This window comes from Azospirillum sp. VT-I1 (genome assembly GCF_055698305.1).
Genome location: NZ_CP168803.1, coordinates 585001 through 602319, shown reverse-complemented (window position 1 = coordinate 602319; position 17319 = coordinate 585001). Strand labels below are relative to the sequence as shown.

Sequence of the window (17319 nt, the reverse complement as noted above, 5' to 3'; positions counted from 1 at the left end):
CCCGGCACGCCGGTGTAGAGATGAGGCCATGACGACACTCGTGGACGCTCTCAACGCCGCCGTCAACCACCACATGGCCGGCCAAGCCGATGCGGCGGCCGACGGCTACGCCCGCATCCTGGCGGCGGAGCCGGCGCAGCCCGACGCCCTGCACCTGTCCGGCGTGCTGCGGGCGCAGACCGGCGATGTCGCCGCCGCCATCCGCTCCATCGGGAGGGCCGTCCGGGTCCGGCCGGGGGCGGCCTCCCCCTGGGGACATCTGGGTGCCGCCCTTCGTGCTGCCGAACTGCCGGAACGGGCGGAGCCGGTGCTGCGGCGCGCGCTGGCGCTCGACCCGGCCAATGGCGACGCGCTGGAGGCGCAGGGCGCGGCGCTGCATGCGCTGGCGCATTATCCGGAGGCGCGGCGCTGGCTGGAACGCGCGGCCCGGCTGCGGCCCGGCCATGCCGAGACGCTGCTCAACCTCGGCACCGTCCTGCGCGACCTGCGCCGCTTCGACGAGGCGGAGACCTGCTTCGATGCCGTGCTGGCCCGCAACCCCGGCCGTTCCGAGGCCCATCTCGCCCGCGCGGTGGGGCGTCTGGTGCGCGGCGACCTGCGTGCCGGCTGGGAAGGGTTCGAACATCGCTGGCGCCGCTTCGCCGCCCCGCCCTGGGACGGGCGGGCGCCGGGCGCTTCCACCATCCTGCTGCACATGGACCAGGGCTTCGGCGACGCCATGCAGTTCGTCCGCTACGCTCCGCTGGTGGCGCAGATCGCGGCGCGCGAAGGCGGGCGGGTGGTGCTGGAGACGCATCTGCTGCTCTACCGCCTGTTCAACCGGGCCTTCGGCCAATCCATCCAGGTCCTGGTGCGGGGGGAGGATCCGCCGCCGCACGACCTCCATTGCCCGCTGATGAGCCTGCCCCGCGCCTTCGGCACCGATCTGGCGGGGATCCCCGCCGCCGTCCCCTACCTCGCCCCGGATCCCGCCGACATCTCCCGCTGGCGCGACCGGCTGGCGGAGCAGGATGGGGAAGGCGACGGGAGCGGCGCGGCGGGCCTGCGCGTCGGGCTGGTCTGGGCCGGCAACCCGCGCCACCGCAACGACCGCAACCGCTCGATCCCGGTCGCGGCCCTGCGCCCGCTGCTGGCGGTGCCGGGGGTGCGCTTCCTCAGCCTGCAGACGGGCGATGCCCGCGCCGACCTGCCGCGCCTGCCCGGCGAGGGGGTACGGGACGTGGTGGAGCGGGTGCGCGACTTCGCCGACACTGCCGCCATCCTCGCCAACATCGACCTGCTGATCACGGTGGACACCGCCATGGTCCATCTGGCCGGGGCGATGGGCGTGCCGTCCTGGCTCCTGCTTCCCCATGTGCCGGACTGGCGCTGGCTGCTCGACCGGGCCGACAGCCCCTGGTACCCGTCGCTGCGGCTGTTCCGCCAGCCGCGCCCCGGCGACTGGACCACGGTGATCGGCACCGCCGCCGCGGTTCTCAAGGCGCAGGCGCTGCGCGCGGCTCGGGCGACAGGGCGTTAGCGGCGGCACGGCGGGGCCGGCCGGCAACTCCGGCGGGAGCTTTCTGCCCGCCCGCCCTCGCCGGCACTAGGCGAAACTTTCCCACCCCCGGCAAATTCGGGCACCGCCACACCGGTCGCGCAAGATAACAAGCAATTTCAATGGGTTGACCGAGCCGCTGCAGTTGGCACTCCGCTTGCTAGAAAGGGCGCAGAAGACCTTTGCCCTTTTCTTTCGGAGACCCCGGCCATGAGCATCTTCGGTTCGATGACAACCGCCGTTCTCGGCCTGAATGCCCAGTCGAAGGCGCTCGGACATATCTCGGACAACATCGCGAACAGCTCGACCATCGGCTACAAGCGCGTCGATTCGGCGTTCGAGACGATGGTCCTGCAGTCCAGCCAGCGCCTGCACGAGCCGGGCGGGGTCACGGCGCAGCCGGTCTTCATGAACAACATCCAGGGCAGCCTGACCCAGGTGCAGAGCCCGACCAACATCGCCATCCAGGGCCAGGGCTTCTTCAGCGTCACCAAGGTGGCGACCCAGGGGTCCAGCACGCTGGTGCAGACGCAGACGGGCACGGTGGCGTCATCGGCCGCCTTCTACACCCGCGCCGGCGACTTCGAGCTGGACAAGAGCCGCTATCTGGTCAACAGCGCCGGCTACGCCCTGAACGGCTGGCTGGTCGATCCGGTGACGGGCGTCCTGCAGAAGGATCAGGTGGCGCCGATCCAGGTGAACTCGCTGATCGACAAGCCGGTGGCGACCAGCACCATCGACCTGTCCGCCAACCTGCCGGCAACGCCGAAGCCGGGCGAAAAGGTTCCCGACAGCAGCATCCAGATCTTTGACAGCCAGGGCAACCCGCGCACCGTCAACTTCAAGTGGCGGCAGCAGGCGGACAGCAGCTGGCGCATGGTCCTGGACGCGCCGGGTTCCAACACCAAGCCGGTCGACGGCACCTTCACCGGCAACCCCGCCACCGTGTCCTTCGGCCAGAACATCCCCGGCCAGACGGCGGTGGCGCAGGTGAACGTCATCACCATCTCCGGTAACAACACCAACGGGCAGGACAATCTGCGCATCGGCGACGTCTATTCGGTGAAGGTCGACGGCACCAACTACAGCCTGAAGATCACCGCCGACAACATCGGGTCGATCCGCACCTATTCGGGCCTGGCCGGCGCCCTGGCGAACCAGATCAACTCCGCCTCCCCGGCGGCGTCGGTGCTCGCCACCTCGTCGGGCCAGACGATCCGCGTGACCGCACGCAACGCCGGCACGCCGTTCAAGCTGAACACGGAAGTGACGTCCGGCACCAACACCACGAACACCATCGTCTCCCAGACCTCGACGGCGGCGACCGCCACCGCTGGCGAGATCGACAAGTTCCAGTTCCCGCAAACCCAGGTCGAGGTCGGCGACTCCTTCACCATCAACGTGAACGGCACGCCGATCACCTACACGGTGACCGCCGCGACCTATCAGAGCTACTCGACGGTCAGCGACGTCGTGTCCCAGCTGGCCGGCAGGATCAACCAGCAGCTGGGGTCGACCGTGACCGCCTCGTCGGCCGGCAACATCCTGTCGATCCAGGCGAACGCGGCGAACACCAACGTCACCAGCTCCGCGACCGCCACCAACTCCGCTCCCGCGGTGAACACGATGAGTTCGCTGCCGTCGGTCGCCAGCGTGGCCGGCGTGCGCCAGAGCCGCACGGTGACCCTGACCGGCACGCCGGGCGACATCGGCACGCAATACACGTTGAGCATCAACGGCACGGCGGTGACCTACAGCACCACCGGCGAAGAAATGACGATGGAGGACATCACCGCGGCGCTGGCGAACAAGATCAACGCCAACACCTCGCTGCCGGTAACCGCCAGCGCGCAGGGCGGCGTCATCACCGTCACCGCCAAGACCGCCGCCAGCCCGTCCGGCCCCAACACGCTGACCAACGACGGCGCCGGCAATCTCACCTTCGGCGGCTCGACGGTCGATGTCGGCGACACCTACAGCATGACGGTGAACGGCCAGCCTTACAGCCTGGCGATCACCAACGCCAACTACGGGACCTATGACACTCCGGCCAAGGTGCTGGCCTATTTCGCGGCGGAAATCGTTGCCGACGGCGGAACCGCAACCGTCAACGCGGCCGGTACCACTCTGGCGACCGGCGATGCCGCCGCCACCACCAGCGTGACCGACGCCCCCGCAGCCCAGTTTACCCTGGACCAGAGCGCGGTCGCCGGCCAGACGCCGGCCCATATCGGGCTGACCTTCGGCAAGACGCCTGAGACGGTCGGCACGCTGACCAACATCTCCACCGCCCTGGTCGGGACCGGAACGGCGGTCAGCTCCGCCAACCAGTCCGCCGGTGCCGGCGCCACCGTCACCTTCACGGTCGATTACGGCTTCGGCCCGCAGCAGGTCACACTGAACCTCGGCAAGTACCAGAAGCCGGGCGGCCTGACCCAATATGCCGGCGAGGAGATCAACGTCACCCAGCTGGTCCAGAACGGCGCCCCGCGCGGACAGTTCAAGGACGTGGTCTTCGGCGACAACGGCACCGTGATGGTCAACTACGACAACGGACGGTCGAAGATGATCGCGAAGGTGCCGATCATCACCTTCAACAACCCCAACGCCCTGCAGCGCGAATCCGGCGGCGTCTTCGTCGAGAGCGAGGAGGCCGGGAAGCCGAACTTCAACGATCCGGAGACGAACGGCGCCGGTGCGGTGGTGGCGAACAGCGTGGAAAGCTCCAACGTCGACATCGCCGACGAGTTTACCAAGATGATCGTCACCCAGCGGAGCTATTCCGCCAACGCGAAGATCGTCACCACCTCCGACGAGATGCTGCAGGAAGTGCTGGGGCTGAAGCGCTAAGCCGCGGCCCCCGCCCTCTGACGTCCTGACCGCTTTCAATCCTTCGTCCGTTTCCCCGATCGCCCAATTTCCCTGATCGCATGGGGGGCGGCGGCCATCCCGGTACCGCCCCGATCCTCCGATCCGCGAAAGGTCCCCTGCCATGTCCCTCTTCGCAGCCTTGAACAGCGCCACGGCCGGGCTGCGCACCGTCCAGACCAACGTCAAGCTGATATCGGACAACATCGCGCAGGCCAACGATCCGAACCGCACGCGCCACACCGCCCAGCAGTCGGTGGACGCCAGCGGCCAGGTCATCAGCACGACCTATCGCCGGGAAGTCGACAAGGCCCTGATGGCGCAGGTGATGGACCTGACGGCGCGCGATGGCGGGTCGCAGGCGACGGCGACCTATATGCAGCAGTTGGGCGACCTGCTGCGGACGACGAACGGCACGCCCCTGCTGAACGACTATGCCGACAAGTTCCAGGCCGCGGTGAAGACGCTCGCCACCTCGCCGGAAAACGAGACCGCGCAGTACCAGCTGGTCCAGGCGGCCGAGAATTTCTCGCGCGAGATCCGCCGCGTCTCCGAAGGCGTGGAACAGCTCGACCGCGACATGAAGACGGATATCACCAAGTCGGTCGACACGGTCAACGACCTGTTGAAGCAGATCAACCAGATCAACAACGACACGGTGTCGCTGCTGGGGCAGGGGTCGGCCGCCAACGCCGTCGCCGACAAGCGCGACGGCCTGATCCGCGAGTTGAGCACCTATATGCCCGTGCGCACCGTGGAACGGCCGGACGGCCGTCTGGCGATCTTCACCCCGTCGGGCGTGGCTCTGGTCGATGCCCAGCCGGCAAATCTTTCCTATGACGGCGGCAACATCAACCTACAGGTCGGCAATCAAGTCACCTCGATCAACAACCACCTGACCTCCGGCAAGCTCGGCTCGCTGATCCAGATGCGCAAGGACGGCTCGACGACCGAGCCGCCGACCCCGGCCAGCGGCGACCCGACGACGGAGATCATCCGCAAGCTGCGCTCGCAGCTGGACGAGTTCGCCAAGGCCTTCACCGGCCCGACCCGGCCCGGGGAGCCCACCAGCTTCGCCGACGCCTACGACGAGTCCGCCCCGGCCGCCGACGGCGAGCAGATCAACCAGTTCTTCACCGGAAACGACCGTTTCACCATCGCCGTGAACGCCAAGCTGCTGGACAACACCGCGAAGGTGAAGCAGGCGGCCATCGAGGGCATGGTCACGGCGATCAACGCCGCCGGCCGCAACTTCAACGCCGACGGCCTGCAGATGAAGGACACCAGCTACAGCGCCATGGGCAGCGCCATCACCGGCACCTGGATGGCCGCGGCCAAGACCGCCAACACCGCCAGCGAGTCCAACAGGGCGTCGATGCAGCTGCTGACCGAACGCTACCAGTCCCAGACCGGCGTCAACATCGACGAGGAAATCGCCCAGCTGCAACAGCTCCAGACCTCCTACCAGGCTTCGGCACGGGTCATGCAAGTGGCCAATGCAATGTTTGATGCGCTGGAGGCGGTGGTCCGATGAGCTCGATAACGGGAGTCAGCAGCTACTCGAAATATCTGAGCCTTGTCCGGAACCTGTCCGGGGGCCAGAACGACATCAACCGGCTGTCCGAACAGCTGACCACGGGCAAGAAGTCGGTCGATCTCAATGCCTATGGTCCGGAGGTGCAGAAGCTCCTGGATCTGCGGGCGGAGATGGCGAAGAAGGACAACTACATCCAGAGCATCAACACCGCGGCCCCGCGCATCCAGGCGACGGACAAGGTGCTGACCTCCCTGGAGTCGATCGTGTCGAGCTGGACCTCCAGCACGACCTTCCCCTTCCAGCCCGGAACCGCCAGCGTCACCTCGCCGATCAACACCAATCCCGAAGGGATGAAGCTGACGATCGACCCCGCCAAGTCGAAGCTGACGGTGGGCGCCAAATACACCGTCACCGCCGTGCCGTCGCAGCAGGGGCCGAACGGCACCTTCGACGTGACTGTGACCGACGGGCTGGGCGGCAAGACCACCCGCGCCATCAACCTGGGCACCACCCCGCCCAACGACGGCAAGGGCTACAACTTCAACATCTCCGGCGGCCCCGGCGAGGGCGCCATGCTGAACATCACCTTCGACACGCTGAAGGCGTCCGCCAGCAGCAGCTTCAACGTCTCCTTCCCGCAGGCCGATCAGGTGAAGGACCGCGCCGAGGGCGCGATGCGCGACATCCAGGCGCTGCTGAACCAGCGCTTCGGCGACCGCTACCTGTTCGCCGGATCGCGCTTCGGGACGGAGCCGGTCACCGACCTGCTGGCGACCAAGCAGACCAGCAAGATCACGTTGAACGGCGCGGTCGTGAACGCCGACGATTACTTCGAGGTGACGGTCAGCGGCAAGACCTTCGGCTATCAGGTCCAGGCGGCCGATCCGAAGACGCTGACCTTCGTCGCCCAGACCCTGACCTCCCAGATCAATGCCGCCAACCCGGCGCTGCCGATGACGGTGTCGACCTCCAACGGCATCATCACGCTGGTCGGCCAGGATCCGGGCCAGAAATTCGACCTGTCCGCGCGCGTCGTGAACTCCGCCACCGTGGAGAACAGCGTCGACACGCCCTCCACCACCCAGGCGCCGACGGCCGCCCTGCCGCAGATCGACCGCTTCACCCTGAACGGCGCCGCGGTCGATATCGGCGACACCTTCGAATTCACCGTCGCGGTCGGCGATCCGGACGATCCCTACAACCAGAACTACTACACCCGGAATCCGACCGCGCCGCGCGACCTGCCGCCCTACCAGACCTACAAGGTGAGCTACACGGTCAGCGACACCGATTACGCCGCCGGCGTCAACAATGTCGGCCAGGTCGCCGACAGGCTGCGCCAGAAGTTCGCCACGCTGAACCCGGCACCGCCGGTGACCATCGACGCGGTGGGCAACGGCCCCGGCATCGCGCTGACCAGCACGGCCAACGCCGACCCCAACCATCCCAACCGCACGTCGCTGTTCTCCACCTCCGCCAAGGTGACGAACGGGTCGCTGGAGAACACCATCACGGTCGGAACCCTGCCGCCGGAGCAGGACAGCCTGATCAATGTCCCCTACGCCGATCCGCCCGACCTGCCCTTCTACGACGCCGAATACCTGACCAAGGGCAAGAACGCCGAGGCCTACCGCAAGTCCCAGGTGACCATCGACGACAACCTGAACATCGCCTACGGAGTCAGCGCCGACGACAAGGCGTTCCAGACCCTGGTCAAGGCGATGCAACTGGTGCGCACGGCGGCGGCCAATCCCGGCAAATGGACCGAGTACAGCACCCAGGCGCGGGAGATGCTGACCCAGGCCACCGATCAGATCCGCTCGATCCATGCCAAGGTCGCATCCGACGGCGCCACGCTGGAGAACATCAAGGACTCGCACACCGAGTCCGTCGCCACTCTGACCGACCGCATCGCCAAGATCGAGGGCATCGACCAGACCGAGGTGGCCGCAAGGCTGAGCAGTGCGATGAACGTGCAGCAGGCGACCTACACCGTCGCCGGCCAGACACAGAAGCTGTCGCTGCTGAACTATCTGGCCTGAACGAAAAGGGGCGGCCGACTTGGCCGCCCCCATTCCCCTCGGAACTCCGGAACCGTCACTTCGAACGGCCGGCCGACTGCATGAAGTTGTCGTAGGGCAGTTCCGCCACGCGGAACCACAGCTGCACCTCGTCCAGGAAGGGCTTCCAGCTGTCGTAGACCGCCTTGAAGTCCGGGTTGGTCTTGGCGAGATCGTCGTACAGCTCGTAGGCGATCTTGTGGGCGGCCTCCATCAGGTCGCGCGGATAGGGGCGCAGCAGGGCGCCCTTGGCGACCAGACGCTTCAGCGCCTTGGCGTTCTCCGCGTCGTAGCGGGCGGTCATCGCGCTGTTCGCCTCGGCGCAGGCCGCCGTCAGGATCGCCTGATAGGACTTGGGCAGCGCCTCCCATTCCTTCTGGTTGATGTAGAGCGAGACCTGCGGCCCGCCTTCCCACCAGCCCGGATAGTAATAGTATTTGGCGACCTGGACGAAGCCCAGCTTCTCGTCGTCGTAGGGACCGACGAACTCGACCGCGTCGATGGTGCCCTTTTCCAGCGCCGGGTAGATGTCGCTGCCGGCGATCTGGGTCGGGGCGGCGCCCAGCTTGGCCATGATCTGGCCGGTGATGCCGGCGATGCGGATCTTCAGGCCGTTGAAGTCGGCCAGCGACTTGATCTCCTTGCGGTACCAGCCGCCCATCTGGGCGCCGGTGTTGCCGGCCGGGAACTGCACGATGCCGTGCTTGGCGAAGAAGGCGCGCATCACCTCCTGGCCGCCGCCATACTGGAACCAGGCATTCTGCTGGCGGGCGTTCGGGCCGAAGGGGATCGCGGTGTCGAAGGCGAAGGTCGGATCCTTGCCGACATAATAATAGCCGCAGGTGTGGCCGCACTGGACGGTGCCGTTCTGCACGGCGTCCAGAACCTGCAGGCCGGGCACGATCTCACCGGCGGCATGCACGCGGATCTGGAACTTCCCGTCAGTCGCCTCCGACACGCGCTTGGCGATCAGTTCGGAGGTGCCGAGGAGGATGTCGGTGCTCTTCGGGAAGCTCGACGCCAGACGCCACTGGATGGCCGGCTGGGTCTGGGCGATGGCCGGGGCCGCGAGGGTCGAGGCGGCGACGGTCGAAACGGCACCGACACCGGCCTTGGTGAGAAACGCTCTTCTTTCCACTCCCGCTACTCCGCAAGATTATTGCTATTGCTGACAATTTCCGTGACCCGCGGTGAATCAGGGAATTTCAGCGGCTTAGGCGAGAGTGTAACAAATCATCCGAAGCGGCGCCCCGCATCGCATAAATGTGCATGCCTGCCTTTCGAGGGTGCGGCCGGCACCCCCGAACGGCCGATCCGGCAGGGTCAGGACGGCAGCCGCAGGCGCCCCAGGAAGACCGACAGCGGCGGCATCACCAGCGTCCGGCCGTCGGCGGTCGGCTCCGGCGGCAGGGCGCCCGGCGCGCGCGGCACCGGCAGGGCTTCCAGCTCGCCGCGGCCGCGCAGGGCGAATTCGGCCGGGCGGTCGGCCATGTTGAAGACCGCCAGCAGACGCTCTCCTCCCGAGACGCGCTCGAAGGACAGCAGGTCGCCATGCTCCTCCACCGCCGCCACCGCACCGGTGCGCAGCGCCTCCAGGTCGCGGCGCAGGGACAGCGCGGCCCGCCAAACCGCCAGCCGGCTGCCGGCGGTCCGTTCCTGCCGGTCGACAGCCAGTTCCAGATGGGCGTCCGGCACCGGCAGCCAGGGCTCGCCGGCGGTGAAGCCGGCGTTGGGCTCGTCGGCGCGCCAGGGCATGGGGGTGCGGCTGCCGTCGCGCCCCTGGAAGTCGGGCCAGTAGGTGATGCCGAAGGGATCGCGCAGCTGGTGGAGGTCCAGCACGGCGTTGGGCAGCCCCAGCTCTTCCCCCTGATAGAGGCAGACGGTGCCGGGCAATGTCGCGGCCAGCACCGCCAGCAGGGCGTTGAAGGACTGCGGATCGGCGCCCTCCGGCAGCCAGCGGCTGGCGGCGCGCTCCACATCGTGGTTGGACAGGCTCCAGCAGATCGACTCCGGCCGCGGCACCGCGGTCAGGGCCTGGGCGAAGCCCTTGGCGCTGAAGGGCTGCTTGGCCAGCGACAGGCTGTAGGCGGCGTGAAGCCCCTGCGACGTGCAGTAGGCGGCGATGCGCTGGCCGGCGCCGGGCTGGCTCGACAGTTCGCCCAGCAGGACGCGGCCGGGATAGCGCTCCACCGTCTCGCGCAGGCGGGCCAGGATGCCGCCGATGGCCGGGTGCATCATGTCGTAGACATGCTGCTGCAGGGCGAAGGGCTTCAGCGGCGGCAGCGGCTCGCGCCAGAGGGCGGCGGGGTTGGAACGCAGCTGCGGGTCATGGGCGAAGAAATCGACGGCATCGATGCGGAAGCCGTCGACGCCGCGCTCCATCCAGAATTCCGCCGTCTCGCACAGGGCGTCCATCACTGCGGGATGGTGCAGGTTCAGCGCCGGCTGGCTGGACAGGAAATGGTGCAGGTAATACTGCCGCCGCCGCGGTTCCCAGGTCCAGGCGGCACCGCCGAACACCGACAGCCAGTTGTTGGGCGCGGTGCCGTCGGGCTTGGCGTCGGCCCAGACATACCAGTCGGCCATCTCCCCGTCGCGCGACCGCCGGCTGTCGACGAACCAGGGATGGGCGTCGGAGGTGTGGCCGCAGACCAGATCGACCAGCACCTTCAGCCCCAGCCCATGGGCGCGCTCGACCAGCCGGTCGAAGACGGCGAGGTTGCCCATGCGGGGATCGACCGCCCGGTGGTCGGCGACGTCATAGCCGAAGTCGGTGCGCGGCGACGGGTAGAAGGGGCTGATCCACACCCCGTCCACCCCCAGGGAGGCGACATGGTCCAGCCCCTCGATCACGCCGTCGAGGTCACCCCAGCCGTCGCCGCCGCGGTCGCGGAAGCTGAGCGGATAGATCTGGTACAGCGCCGCCCCGTTCAGCCAGGAGATGTTCGGGCCGGACGACTGGGACAGGGTGATGGAGTTGGTCAAGGCAGCAGGCTCCGCGCCGGGGTTGGCGATCCCGGCATGGCTACGGCCGGTCCACACCCAAGCTTCCCCCTGCCATGGCTAACGAAAGGTTACCGGCCGATCGTGGTCACAGGGCTGCACCTTTCGCACAGGTCGGCCGGACGGACAGGATCTTGCGGCCGGGTGTCCGGGGGCTTGGCCGGTTCGCCGCACTGCGGCTATACCAGCGCTTCCTATAGGGGAGCGGACATGCAGCGCGGCAGGGGGACGGCGACGGTGACGGCCGATGCGGAGCGGCGGCTCGGCCGCTTCCGGCTGGGCGAGCTGATCGACCGTGACGGCGACGCCCGGCTGCACCGGGCGCTGGACGCCAACGGGCAGGCGGTGGCGCTGTGGACCATCCCGCTGGCGCGGCTGTGCGGCGATGCCGCGGCGCTGGAGCGCTTCCGGCGCACCGCGACCGCCGCCGCCCGGCTGTCCCACCCCGCCATTCCCGCCGTCCTGGCCTCCGGCGAGCATGCCGGCACCGCCTTCGTCGCCACCGCGCTTGCCGAGGGGCCGACGCTCGCCGACCGGCTCGCCGATGGCCCCCTGAGCCTGGAAGACGGCGTCGCGACGCTGGACCGCATGCTGGGCGCGCTGGAGGCCGCGCATCGGGCCGGGATCGTCCATGGCGGGCTGACGGCCCAGGCAATCCGCCTTGCCGGGAACGCCGCCATGGTCACCGGCTTCGGGCGGGCGGCGCTGACCGCAGCCCGGGCGAGCGCCGACGACGATCTCGCCGCCGCCGGCCGGTTGATCGAGCGACTGCTGTCCGGCCATGCCGACTGCCCGGCGGTGGCGGCACTGCTGGAACAGGTGCGGGAGCGCGGCGGTACCTCCTTCCCGGATGCCGCATCGCTTCGGCGCGCCGTCGCCGGCCTGACCGGAACACCCCTGCCCGTCTCCACGGCAAAGCCGAGGCCCGTGCGCCGCTGGCCGCTGTGGCTCGGCGGAATGGTGCTGGCGGGAGGGCTGACGACGGGGGCGATCCTGACGAACCGTCCGGCGCCGACCTCGCCCCCGCCCACTCTCCCTCCGCCCACCACGGCGGCGGCTGCCCCCATGGCCGCTCCGGCGGCGGTCCTGCCGTCTCCTCCCGAACCGGAACCCGCGCCGGAGACACCCGCCGTACCACAAACCACTATGCCGCAGCCCGCAGTACCGCAGCCCGCTATGCCGCGGCGGCCGCCGGTCGCGGCGGTGGCGCAGGCGTTGCGCTCGGTCCCCTGCGCGCTGGTGACGGTGGAGGAAACCGGCGGGCGCCTGCTCGTCTCGGGCACGGCAGCGGGGGAGCGGGCGGAAACCGCGGTGCGCGAGGCGGTGGACGCGGCGGCGGCCGGCTGGGACCACGGCTTCGATCTCGCCACCGCCGATGCGCGCTTCTGCGCCCCGCTTGCCGGCGTCGCCGCGGCGCTGGACGCCAACCGCGGACTGGCCGAACCGCTGACGGCGACCCTGGCGGAAGCTGAGACGGCCATTGGGACCGCCATGGAAACGGCGGCGGAGGGGGGCCTGCCGCTGCTGCACGCCGACGACGCCCTGCTTCTGGAAATCCGGGCCCCGGCGCGGCCGGTGCGGCTTCAGGTCGATTACTTCACCATCGACGGCACCGTCATCCATCTGCTGCCCAACCCGTCGGACGGCGGCACGGCGCTGGCGGCGGGGGATTTGCGCCGGCTGGGGGACCGGGCGGACGGCGGGCGTCATTGGACCATCGGCCCGCCCTACGGCACCGAACTGCTTCTGACCATCGCCACGGCGGAGCCGCTGTTCCCGACCCCGCGGCCGGAGCAGGAACCGGCGGCCGACTATCTGTCCGCCCTGGCGGAAGCGCTGGCGGCCGTGCCGGATGACGCGCCGGCTGCGCTGGCCGCCGCCAGCTTCATCACCACTGGGCCGTGACCGCGCCCGTCACGGGCCGGCGGTGAAACGCCCGACCACCACCGTCACATTGTCTTGTCCGCCCGCGGCGTTGGCGGCATCGACCAGGACGGCGGCGGCACGCGCCGGGTCGCGTTCCTGCGTCAGGACGCGGGCGATCATGCCGTCCGGCACCATGCCGTTCAGGCCGTCGGAACAGATCATGACGACGTCGTCGGGCAGAAGCGAATGGACGGCGACCTCCGGCTCCACCTCTTCGCCGGTGCCGAGCGCCCGGACGATGATGTTCCGCTGCGGCGGCGTCCCCCGCCCGCCATTGTCGAGCCAGATCTGGTACAGGCTGTGGTCGCGGGTCAGCGTGCGCATTTCCCCGTCGCGCAGGCGGTAGACGCGGCTGTCCCCGGCATGGAAGGTCACCATCTGCGCCGTGCCCGGAACCCGCCAGAGCCCGGCCACCGTGGTGCCCATGCCCCGACCCTGGGCGAAGCCGCGGGCGAGGTTAAGCTCGTGGATCGACCGGTTGGCCTGCTGCACCGCCGACCGCGCCGCCGACAGGGCGCGTCCCACGGCCGGCTCCGCCACCGCCGGATCGGTCTGGGTCCGGTCGATGTCGTCGCGCTCGACCACGGTGATCGGCTCCGACCGCATGCTATCCTGCAGGAAGCCGGCAATCTCCTCCACCGCCCGGCGGCTGGCGACGTCGCCGCCGGCATGGCCGCCCATCCCGTCGCAGACGATCGCGAATTCACCGGCCGCATCGACGTGGAAGGCATCCTCGTTGCGGGACCGGGTGCGCCCGACGTCGGTCAGCCCGGCGGCGGTCAGGACAAAGGCGGTGTTGGGCATTCAGGCGGCGGCTCCCGTCTCGCGAACGTCAGGATCCATGGGGGTGGATCGAATTCCTGGACCGGCTTCATTGGGACCGGCTCCGTCGGGACCGGAGCTCGGCCGTTCGCCCGATAATGGCGCAGGCACTTGAAAAGATACAGCGGCGATTGGCGGGGCCGAACGATTGCGCCCGGAGATAGTCCGCTTGCGGAACCTGTGCAGCCGGGCGACCGATCCGCCGGTTTCGCCCATCTGGTCTTGCGACACCGATGTGCTACTGTTGCTCGGAACAGGCGTCGGACGGAGGATGGATCGCCATGGTCGGCAGCATCGGCATCGCGCTCAGCGGGATGACTGCGCAGACGCGCCGGCTTGACGCGTCCGCATCCAACGTCGCCAATGTCCGCTCGACCGGCGCCGTCCCGGCGGCGGATGGAACGACGGGCGACCAACGCGCTGCCTACCAGCCGCTGGCGGTGGCCCAGACCGATGCCAATCCCGGCACGCGGGCGACCTTCACGCCGATCACTCCGGCCTATCTGCAGGAATATGCGCCCGACGACAGCGCCGCCAACGCCGACGGCATGGTCGCGGCGCCGAACGTCGATCTGGCGCGGGAGCGCGTCAACCAGATGGCGGCCAGCCGGGCCTATGGGGCCAACGTCGCCGTGGTCCGCACCCAGGACGAAATGCTGAAATCGCTGCTGGATTCGAAGGTCTGAGGACCGCTCAGACGGCGATGTTCAGGTTCTGACCGCGCGTCGCCGTGACGTTGCCACCGCCGGGGCCACCCCCGGAGCCGCCCTGAACGAGCGCTTCCACCGTCGCCTGCTGCTGCTCGGCAACTTGGTTCAGCGCCTTGACGCCGAAACTCATCTGCCCCTGCGCCTGCTTGAGAGCGATCGCCGCACCCGCGGTCGAAGAGGTGATGTCCATGCCCATGGCGGAAACCCCTGGAAGCCCTTTAGATCACCACATTGACCCGCGCGGCGGACGTGCCGGCGGAAACGACGGTGGCCGTCGCCGACTGTGACACAGATGCCGACGCGGCGGAAGCGTCAACGCCGCCCGCCGACCCGGCGACGCCGCTGAGCCATTTGCCGCTGCCGACGGAGCTGCCCGCGCCTCCGAAGCCGGGCGTCGCCGAAGCCGCCGAACCCTTGCCACCGGCCCCGCCGCTCTCCGCAGCGCCCTGCGATCCGGCGCCTTGGCCTCCACCGACCGTCAGTTTGAGCAGGGCGGCGCGTTCCGCGTTCTTTTCCTGCTGCTGGGCTTCCTTGTACTGCTTCAAGGCCGCTTCGGTCGGGATCTGCGAGACGGTCTTTCCGTTCGCCGGGTCGCGGTACAGCATCACCAGCCGCGAAGCATCGGTGTCGTAGCTGTAGGCGATGGTCGGGAAGCGGTTGACGAGAGGCTCCGCCGCCTCCGCACCGCTGGTCCTGCCGGTGGTGGTGGCCGGAATCCGGGAGCCTGCCCCACCATCGACGGCATCGCTGCCGCGGGGCGTCATGAAGGCGAACGGCCGTGAGGCCGTCGATGTGGCGGATGCCACGTTCATGACCGGCTTATCCGAATCTGTGATAATCGGACATTAAATTACCGTAATCCCGGCACCGCGTAAAGGCTTTCTTTACTCTTATTTGAGTTTGCGAAACCAACCCGATTGGCGAAAGGGCAATACCCAATACGGGAGTATTCGTGTCGGATTTCGGGGTTGCCGTTCCGCGGACTTGCGGCCATGCCGCCCGCCGTCCTAAAGCGTTTCCCATGGCCACCATCCTCGAAGCCCTTACGCTCGCGCTCGACCTGCATCTCGCCGGCCGCTTCGGCGAAGCGCAGGAGCTGTACACCCGCATTCTCGATGCCGAGCCGGAGCAGCCGGACGCGCTGCATTACCTGGGCGTGCTGGCCGGACAGATCGGCCGCGGCGATTTCGGCCTGCCCCTGATCGACAAGGCCGTCGCCCTGCGCCCCGAGGCGGCGGACATCCACGCCAACCGGGCCAACCTGCTGCGCGGCCTGGATCGGCTGGACGAAGCGGAGGCCGGCTACCGCCGCGCTCTGGCCCTGCGCCCCGATTTCGCGGAGGCCTGGACCGACCGCGCCTTCGCCCGCCATGGCCGGGGCGACGCCGGTGCCGTCGATATCGCCGCGGACCTGCTCGAACGCGCACTGCGGATCGAGCCGGCGCTGGACCCGGCACGGGAGAAGCTAGTCGGCTTGCTGCACGCGCGCGGCCGGCTGCGGCTGGAGACCGGACAGGTGACGCCGGCGCTGGCCGACCTGATCCGCGCCGCGGCCCTCGATCCGCAGGACGCCGACATCGCCTTCCTGCTAGGTAACGCCCTGTTCGCCGCCGGGCTGCGGGCGGATTCGGTGACCGCCTTCCGCAACGCCCTGGCGCTGGTGCCCGATTTCCTGTCGGCGGCTCTGAACCTGGGCATCGCGCTGGCCGCCACCAACCGCACCGACGCCGCCCTGGCGCCGCTGCGCCATGCCGTCCGCATCGACCCGGCACATCCCGCCGCACGCGACACCCTGGCCCTGGCGCTGCGGTCGCTCGGGCGCTCCGAAGAGGCCGACGCCCTTGCTGCACCCACAGACCCGGCACCGCCACAGAAAGCCGCCGGAAAACGCACCAACCCGCGCCGGCATCGGCGGCACTAGGGCATGTTGCCATTCATCATTTTGCCTGCGCGGTAGCGACGAGGCGAATGGCAGCCGCGAAGCCTCTGCGCCACATCGATGACCGGATGAGCAAGCGGGAAATCTGAAGAAAGCGGTTCAAACACCGAAACGCCCCGGTTCATGCGAACCGGGGCGTTTCTGATGTGTGGGAAGATGCCAGCGTATGTGCTTCGAGTTTAGCGTCTCTTGAGCCTGAGTGACCTGGCGGCGACCTACTCTCCCACGTCTTAAGACGCAGTACCATTGGCGCGGAGGCTTTTCACGGCCGAGTTCGGGATGGGATCGGGTGTTTGACACCTCGCCATGACCACCAGGTCACCAAGGCTCAAGACCGACGCTAATCCGAAGCGCGTTCGCTGTCGTGCAAGTGATTGAGGATGTATCGAACTGCGGTGTGTGCGTCAAGCAGGCTTGCTGCTGCGCATGGCGCGGTAATGTGGGGTCGAGATCAAGCCGATCGAGCGATTAGTAAGGCTTAGCTTCAGACATTGCTGCCCGTCCACATGCCTCCTATCGACGTGATGGTCTGTCACGGCTCTCAAGGGAGCTCTGGTTTAGAGGTGGGTTTCCCGCTTAGATGCTTTCAGCGGTTATCCCGTCCATACTTAGCTACCCGGCCATGCCACTGGCGTGACAACCGGTGCACCAGAGGTATGTCCATCCCGGTCCTCTCGTACTAGGGACAGATCCTCGCAAAACTCCGACACCCACGGCAGATAGGGACCGAACTGTCTCACGACGTTCTAAACCCAGCTCACGTACCACTTTAATCGGCGAACAGCCGAACCCTTGGGACCTGCTCCAGCCCCAGGATGTGATGAGCCGACATCGAGGTGCCAAACGACTCCGTCGATATGGACTCTTGGGAGTCATCAGCCTGTTATCCCCGGCGTACCTTTTATCCGTTGAGCGAT

At 68.3% G+C, this 17319-nt stretch carries 12 protein-coding genes and 2 rRNA genes (1 of these 14 only partly in view); 7 read left to right on the top strand and 7 right to left on the bottom strand.

Annotation, left to right across the window (positions count from 1 at the left end):
- Positions 1-28: 28 nt before the first annotated feature.
- From AB8P05_RS21275 to AB8P05_RS21260, 4 genes are all read left to right on the top strand, one after another.
- Positions 29-1519: a tetratricopeptide repeat protein gene (locus tag AB8P05_RS21275; protein WP_472760248.1), complete on the top strand. Its 1491-nt coding sequence runs from the start codon at positions 29-31 to the stop codon at positions 1517-1519.
- A gap of 228 nt (positions 1520-1747) precedes the next feature.
- Positions 1748-4387 carry a flagellar hook-basal body complex protein gene (locus AB8P05_RS21270; RefSeq protein ID WP_472760247.1) on the top strand — a complete coding sequence of 880 codons (2640 nt, stop codon included), beginning with the start codon at positions 1748-1750 and terminating at the stop codon, positions 4385-4387.
- 142 nt (positions 4388-4529) lie between these two features.
- Positions 4530-5939: a flagellar hook-associated protein FlgK gene (gene flgK / locus AB8P05_RS21265; protein WP_472760246.1), complete on the top strand. Its 1410-nt coding sequence runs from the start codon at positions 4530-4532 to the stop codon at positions 5937-5939.
- On the top strand, positions 5936-7984 hold the full coding sequence (locus tag AB8P05_RS21260; RefSeq protein ID WP_472760245.1) for a hypothetical protein: 2049 nt from the start codon (positions 5936-5938) through the stop codon (positions 7982-7984). The genes flgK and AB8P05_RS21260 overlap by 4 nt, the downstream gene beginning before the upstream one ends.
- A 55-nt stretch (positions 7985-8039) precedes the next feature.
- On the opposite strand, the gene AB8P05_RS21255 is transcribed toward AB8P05_RS21260, so the two are convergent.
- Together AB8P05_RS21255 and AB8P05_RS21250 are read right to left on the bottom strand one after the other, a co-directional pair.
- A complete protein-coding gene (locus AB8P05_RS21255; protein WP_472760244.1) occupies positions 8040-9140 on the bottom strand; it encodes a TRAP transporter substrate-binding protein in 1101 nt (366 codons plus the stop codon).
- Between the two features lie 185 nt (positions 9141-9325).
- The gene (locus AB8P05_RS21250) at positions 9326-10987 is read right to left on the bottom strand and encodes an alpha-amylase family glycosyl hydrolase (protein ID WP_472760243.1); all 1662 of its coding nucleotides are present in this window, start codon (positions 10985-10987) and stop codon (positions 9326-9328) included.
- Positions 10988-11215: 228 nt separating this feature from the next.
- Between AB8P05_RS21250 and AB8P05_RS21245 the strand changes: the two genes are divergently transcribed.
- The gene (locus AB8P05_RS21245; RefSeq protein WP_472760242.1) at positions 11216-12910 is read left to right on the top strand and encodes a serine/threonine protein kinase; all 1695 of its coding nucleotides are present in this window, start codon (positions 11216-11218) and stop codon (positions 12908-12910) included.
- Positions 12911-12919: 9 nt separating this feature from the next.
- Here the strand turns inward: AB8P05_RS21245 and AB8P05_RS21240 are convergent, their stop codons facing one another.
- Entirely contained in the window at positions 12920-13735 is an 816-nt protein-coding gene (locus AB8P05_RS21240) for a PP2C family protein-serine/threonine phosphatase (RefSeq protein WP_472760241.1), read from the bottom strand.
- 299 nt (positions 13736-14034) lie between these two features.
- Between AB8P05_RS21240 and AB8P05_RS21235 the strand changes: the two genes are divergently transcribed.
- Positions 14035-14439, top strand: a complete 405-nt coding sequence (locus AB8P05_RS21235) for a flagellar basal body rod protein FlgC (RefSeq protein WP_472760240.1) — start codon at positions 14035-14037, stop codon at positions 14437-14439.
- A 7-nt stretch (positions 14440-14446) separates the two neighbouring features.
- Here the strand turns inward: AB8P05_RS21235 and AB8P05_RS21230 are convergent, their stop codons facing one another.
- Both AB8P05_RS21230 and AB8P05_RS21225 read right to left on the bottom strand, forming a co-directional pair.
- A complete protein-coding gene (locus tag AB8P05_RS21230; RefSeq protein ID WP_472760239.1) occupies positions 14447-14659 on the bottom strand; it encodes a hypothetical protein in 213 nt (70 codons plus the stop codon).
- A 22-nt stretch (positions 14660-14681) separates the two neighbouring features.
- Complete coding sequence (locus AB8P05_RS21225) at positions 14682-15275, bottom strand: hypothetical protein (protein ID WP_472760238.1); 594 nt, start codon at positions 15273-15275, stop codon at positions 14682-14684.
- A gap of 209 nt (positions 15276-15484) precedes the next feature.
- Between AB8P05_RS21225 and AB8P05_RS21220 the strand changes: the two genes are divergently transcribed.
- Complete coding sequence (locus AB8P05_RS21220) at positions 15485-16384, top strand: tetratricopeptide repeat protein (protein WP_472760237.1); 900 nt, start codon at positions 15485-15487, stop codon at positions 16382-16384.
- Between the two features lie 220 nt (positions 16385-16604).
- Here the strand turns inward: AB8P05_RS21220 and rrf are convergent.
- Both rrf and AB8P05_RS21210 read right to left on the bottom strand, forming a co-directional pair.
- Positions 16605-16720 (bottom strand): 5S ribosomal RNA (gene rrf, locus AB8P05_RS21215).
- Between the two features lie 129 nt (positions 16721-16849).
- Positions 16850-17319 (bottom strand): 23S ribosomal RNA (locus AB8P05_RS21210); it runs 2275 nt beyond the window's last position.

What these genes read in the sequence shown, in the direction of transcription:
- AB8P05_RS21220 (WP_472760237.1), top strand. Translation starts at nt 15,485, where the DNA reads ATGGCCACCATCCTCGAAGCCCTTACGCTCGCGCTCGACCTGCATCTC.
- flgK (WP_472760246.1), top strand. Translation starts at nt 4,530, where the DNA reads ATGTCCCTCTTCGCAGCCTTGAACAGCGCCACGGCCGGGCTGCGCACC.
- AB8P05_RS21230 (WP_472760239.1), bottom strand. Translation starts at nt 14,659, where the DNA reads ATGGGCATGGACATCACCTCTTCGACCGCGGGTGCGGCGATCGCTCTC.
- AB8P05_RS21260 (WP_472760245.1), top strand. Translation starts at nt 5,936, where the DNA reads ATGAGCTCGATAACGGGAGTCAGCAGCTACTCGAAATATCTGAGCCTT.
- AB8P05_RS21275 (WP_472760248.1), top strand. Translation starts at nt 29, where the DNA reads ATGACGACACTCGTGGACGCTCTCAACGCCGCCGTCAACCACCACATG.
- AB8P05_RS21240 (WP_472760241.1), bottom strand. Translation starts at nt 13,735, where the DNA reads ATGCCCAACACCGCCTTTGTCCTGACCGCCGCCGGGCTGACCGACGTC.
- AB8P05_RS21225 (WP_472760238.1), bottom strand. Translation starts at nt 15,275, where the DNA reads ATGAACGTGGCATCCGCCACATCGACGGCCTCACGGCCGTTCGCCTTC.
- AB8P05_RS21270 (WP_472760247.1), top strand. Translation starts at nt 1,748, where the DNA reads ATGAGCATCTTCGGTTCGATGACAACCGCCGTTCTCGGCCTGAATGCC.
- AB8P05_RS21245 (WP_472760242.1), top strand. Translation starts at nt 11,216, where the DNA reads ATGCAGCGCGGCAGGGGGACGGCGACGGTGACGGCCGATGCGGAGCGG.
- AB8P05_RS21235 (WP_472760240.1), top strand. Translation starts at nt 14,035, where the DNA reads ATGGTCGGCAGCATCGGCATCGCGCTCAGCGGGATGACTGCGCAGACG.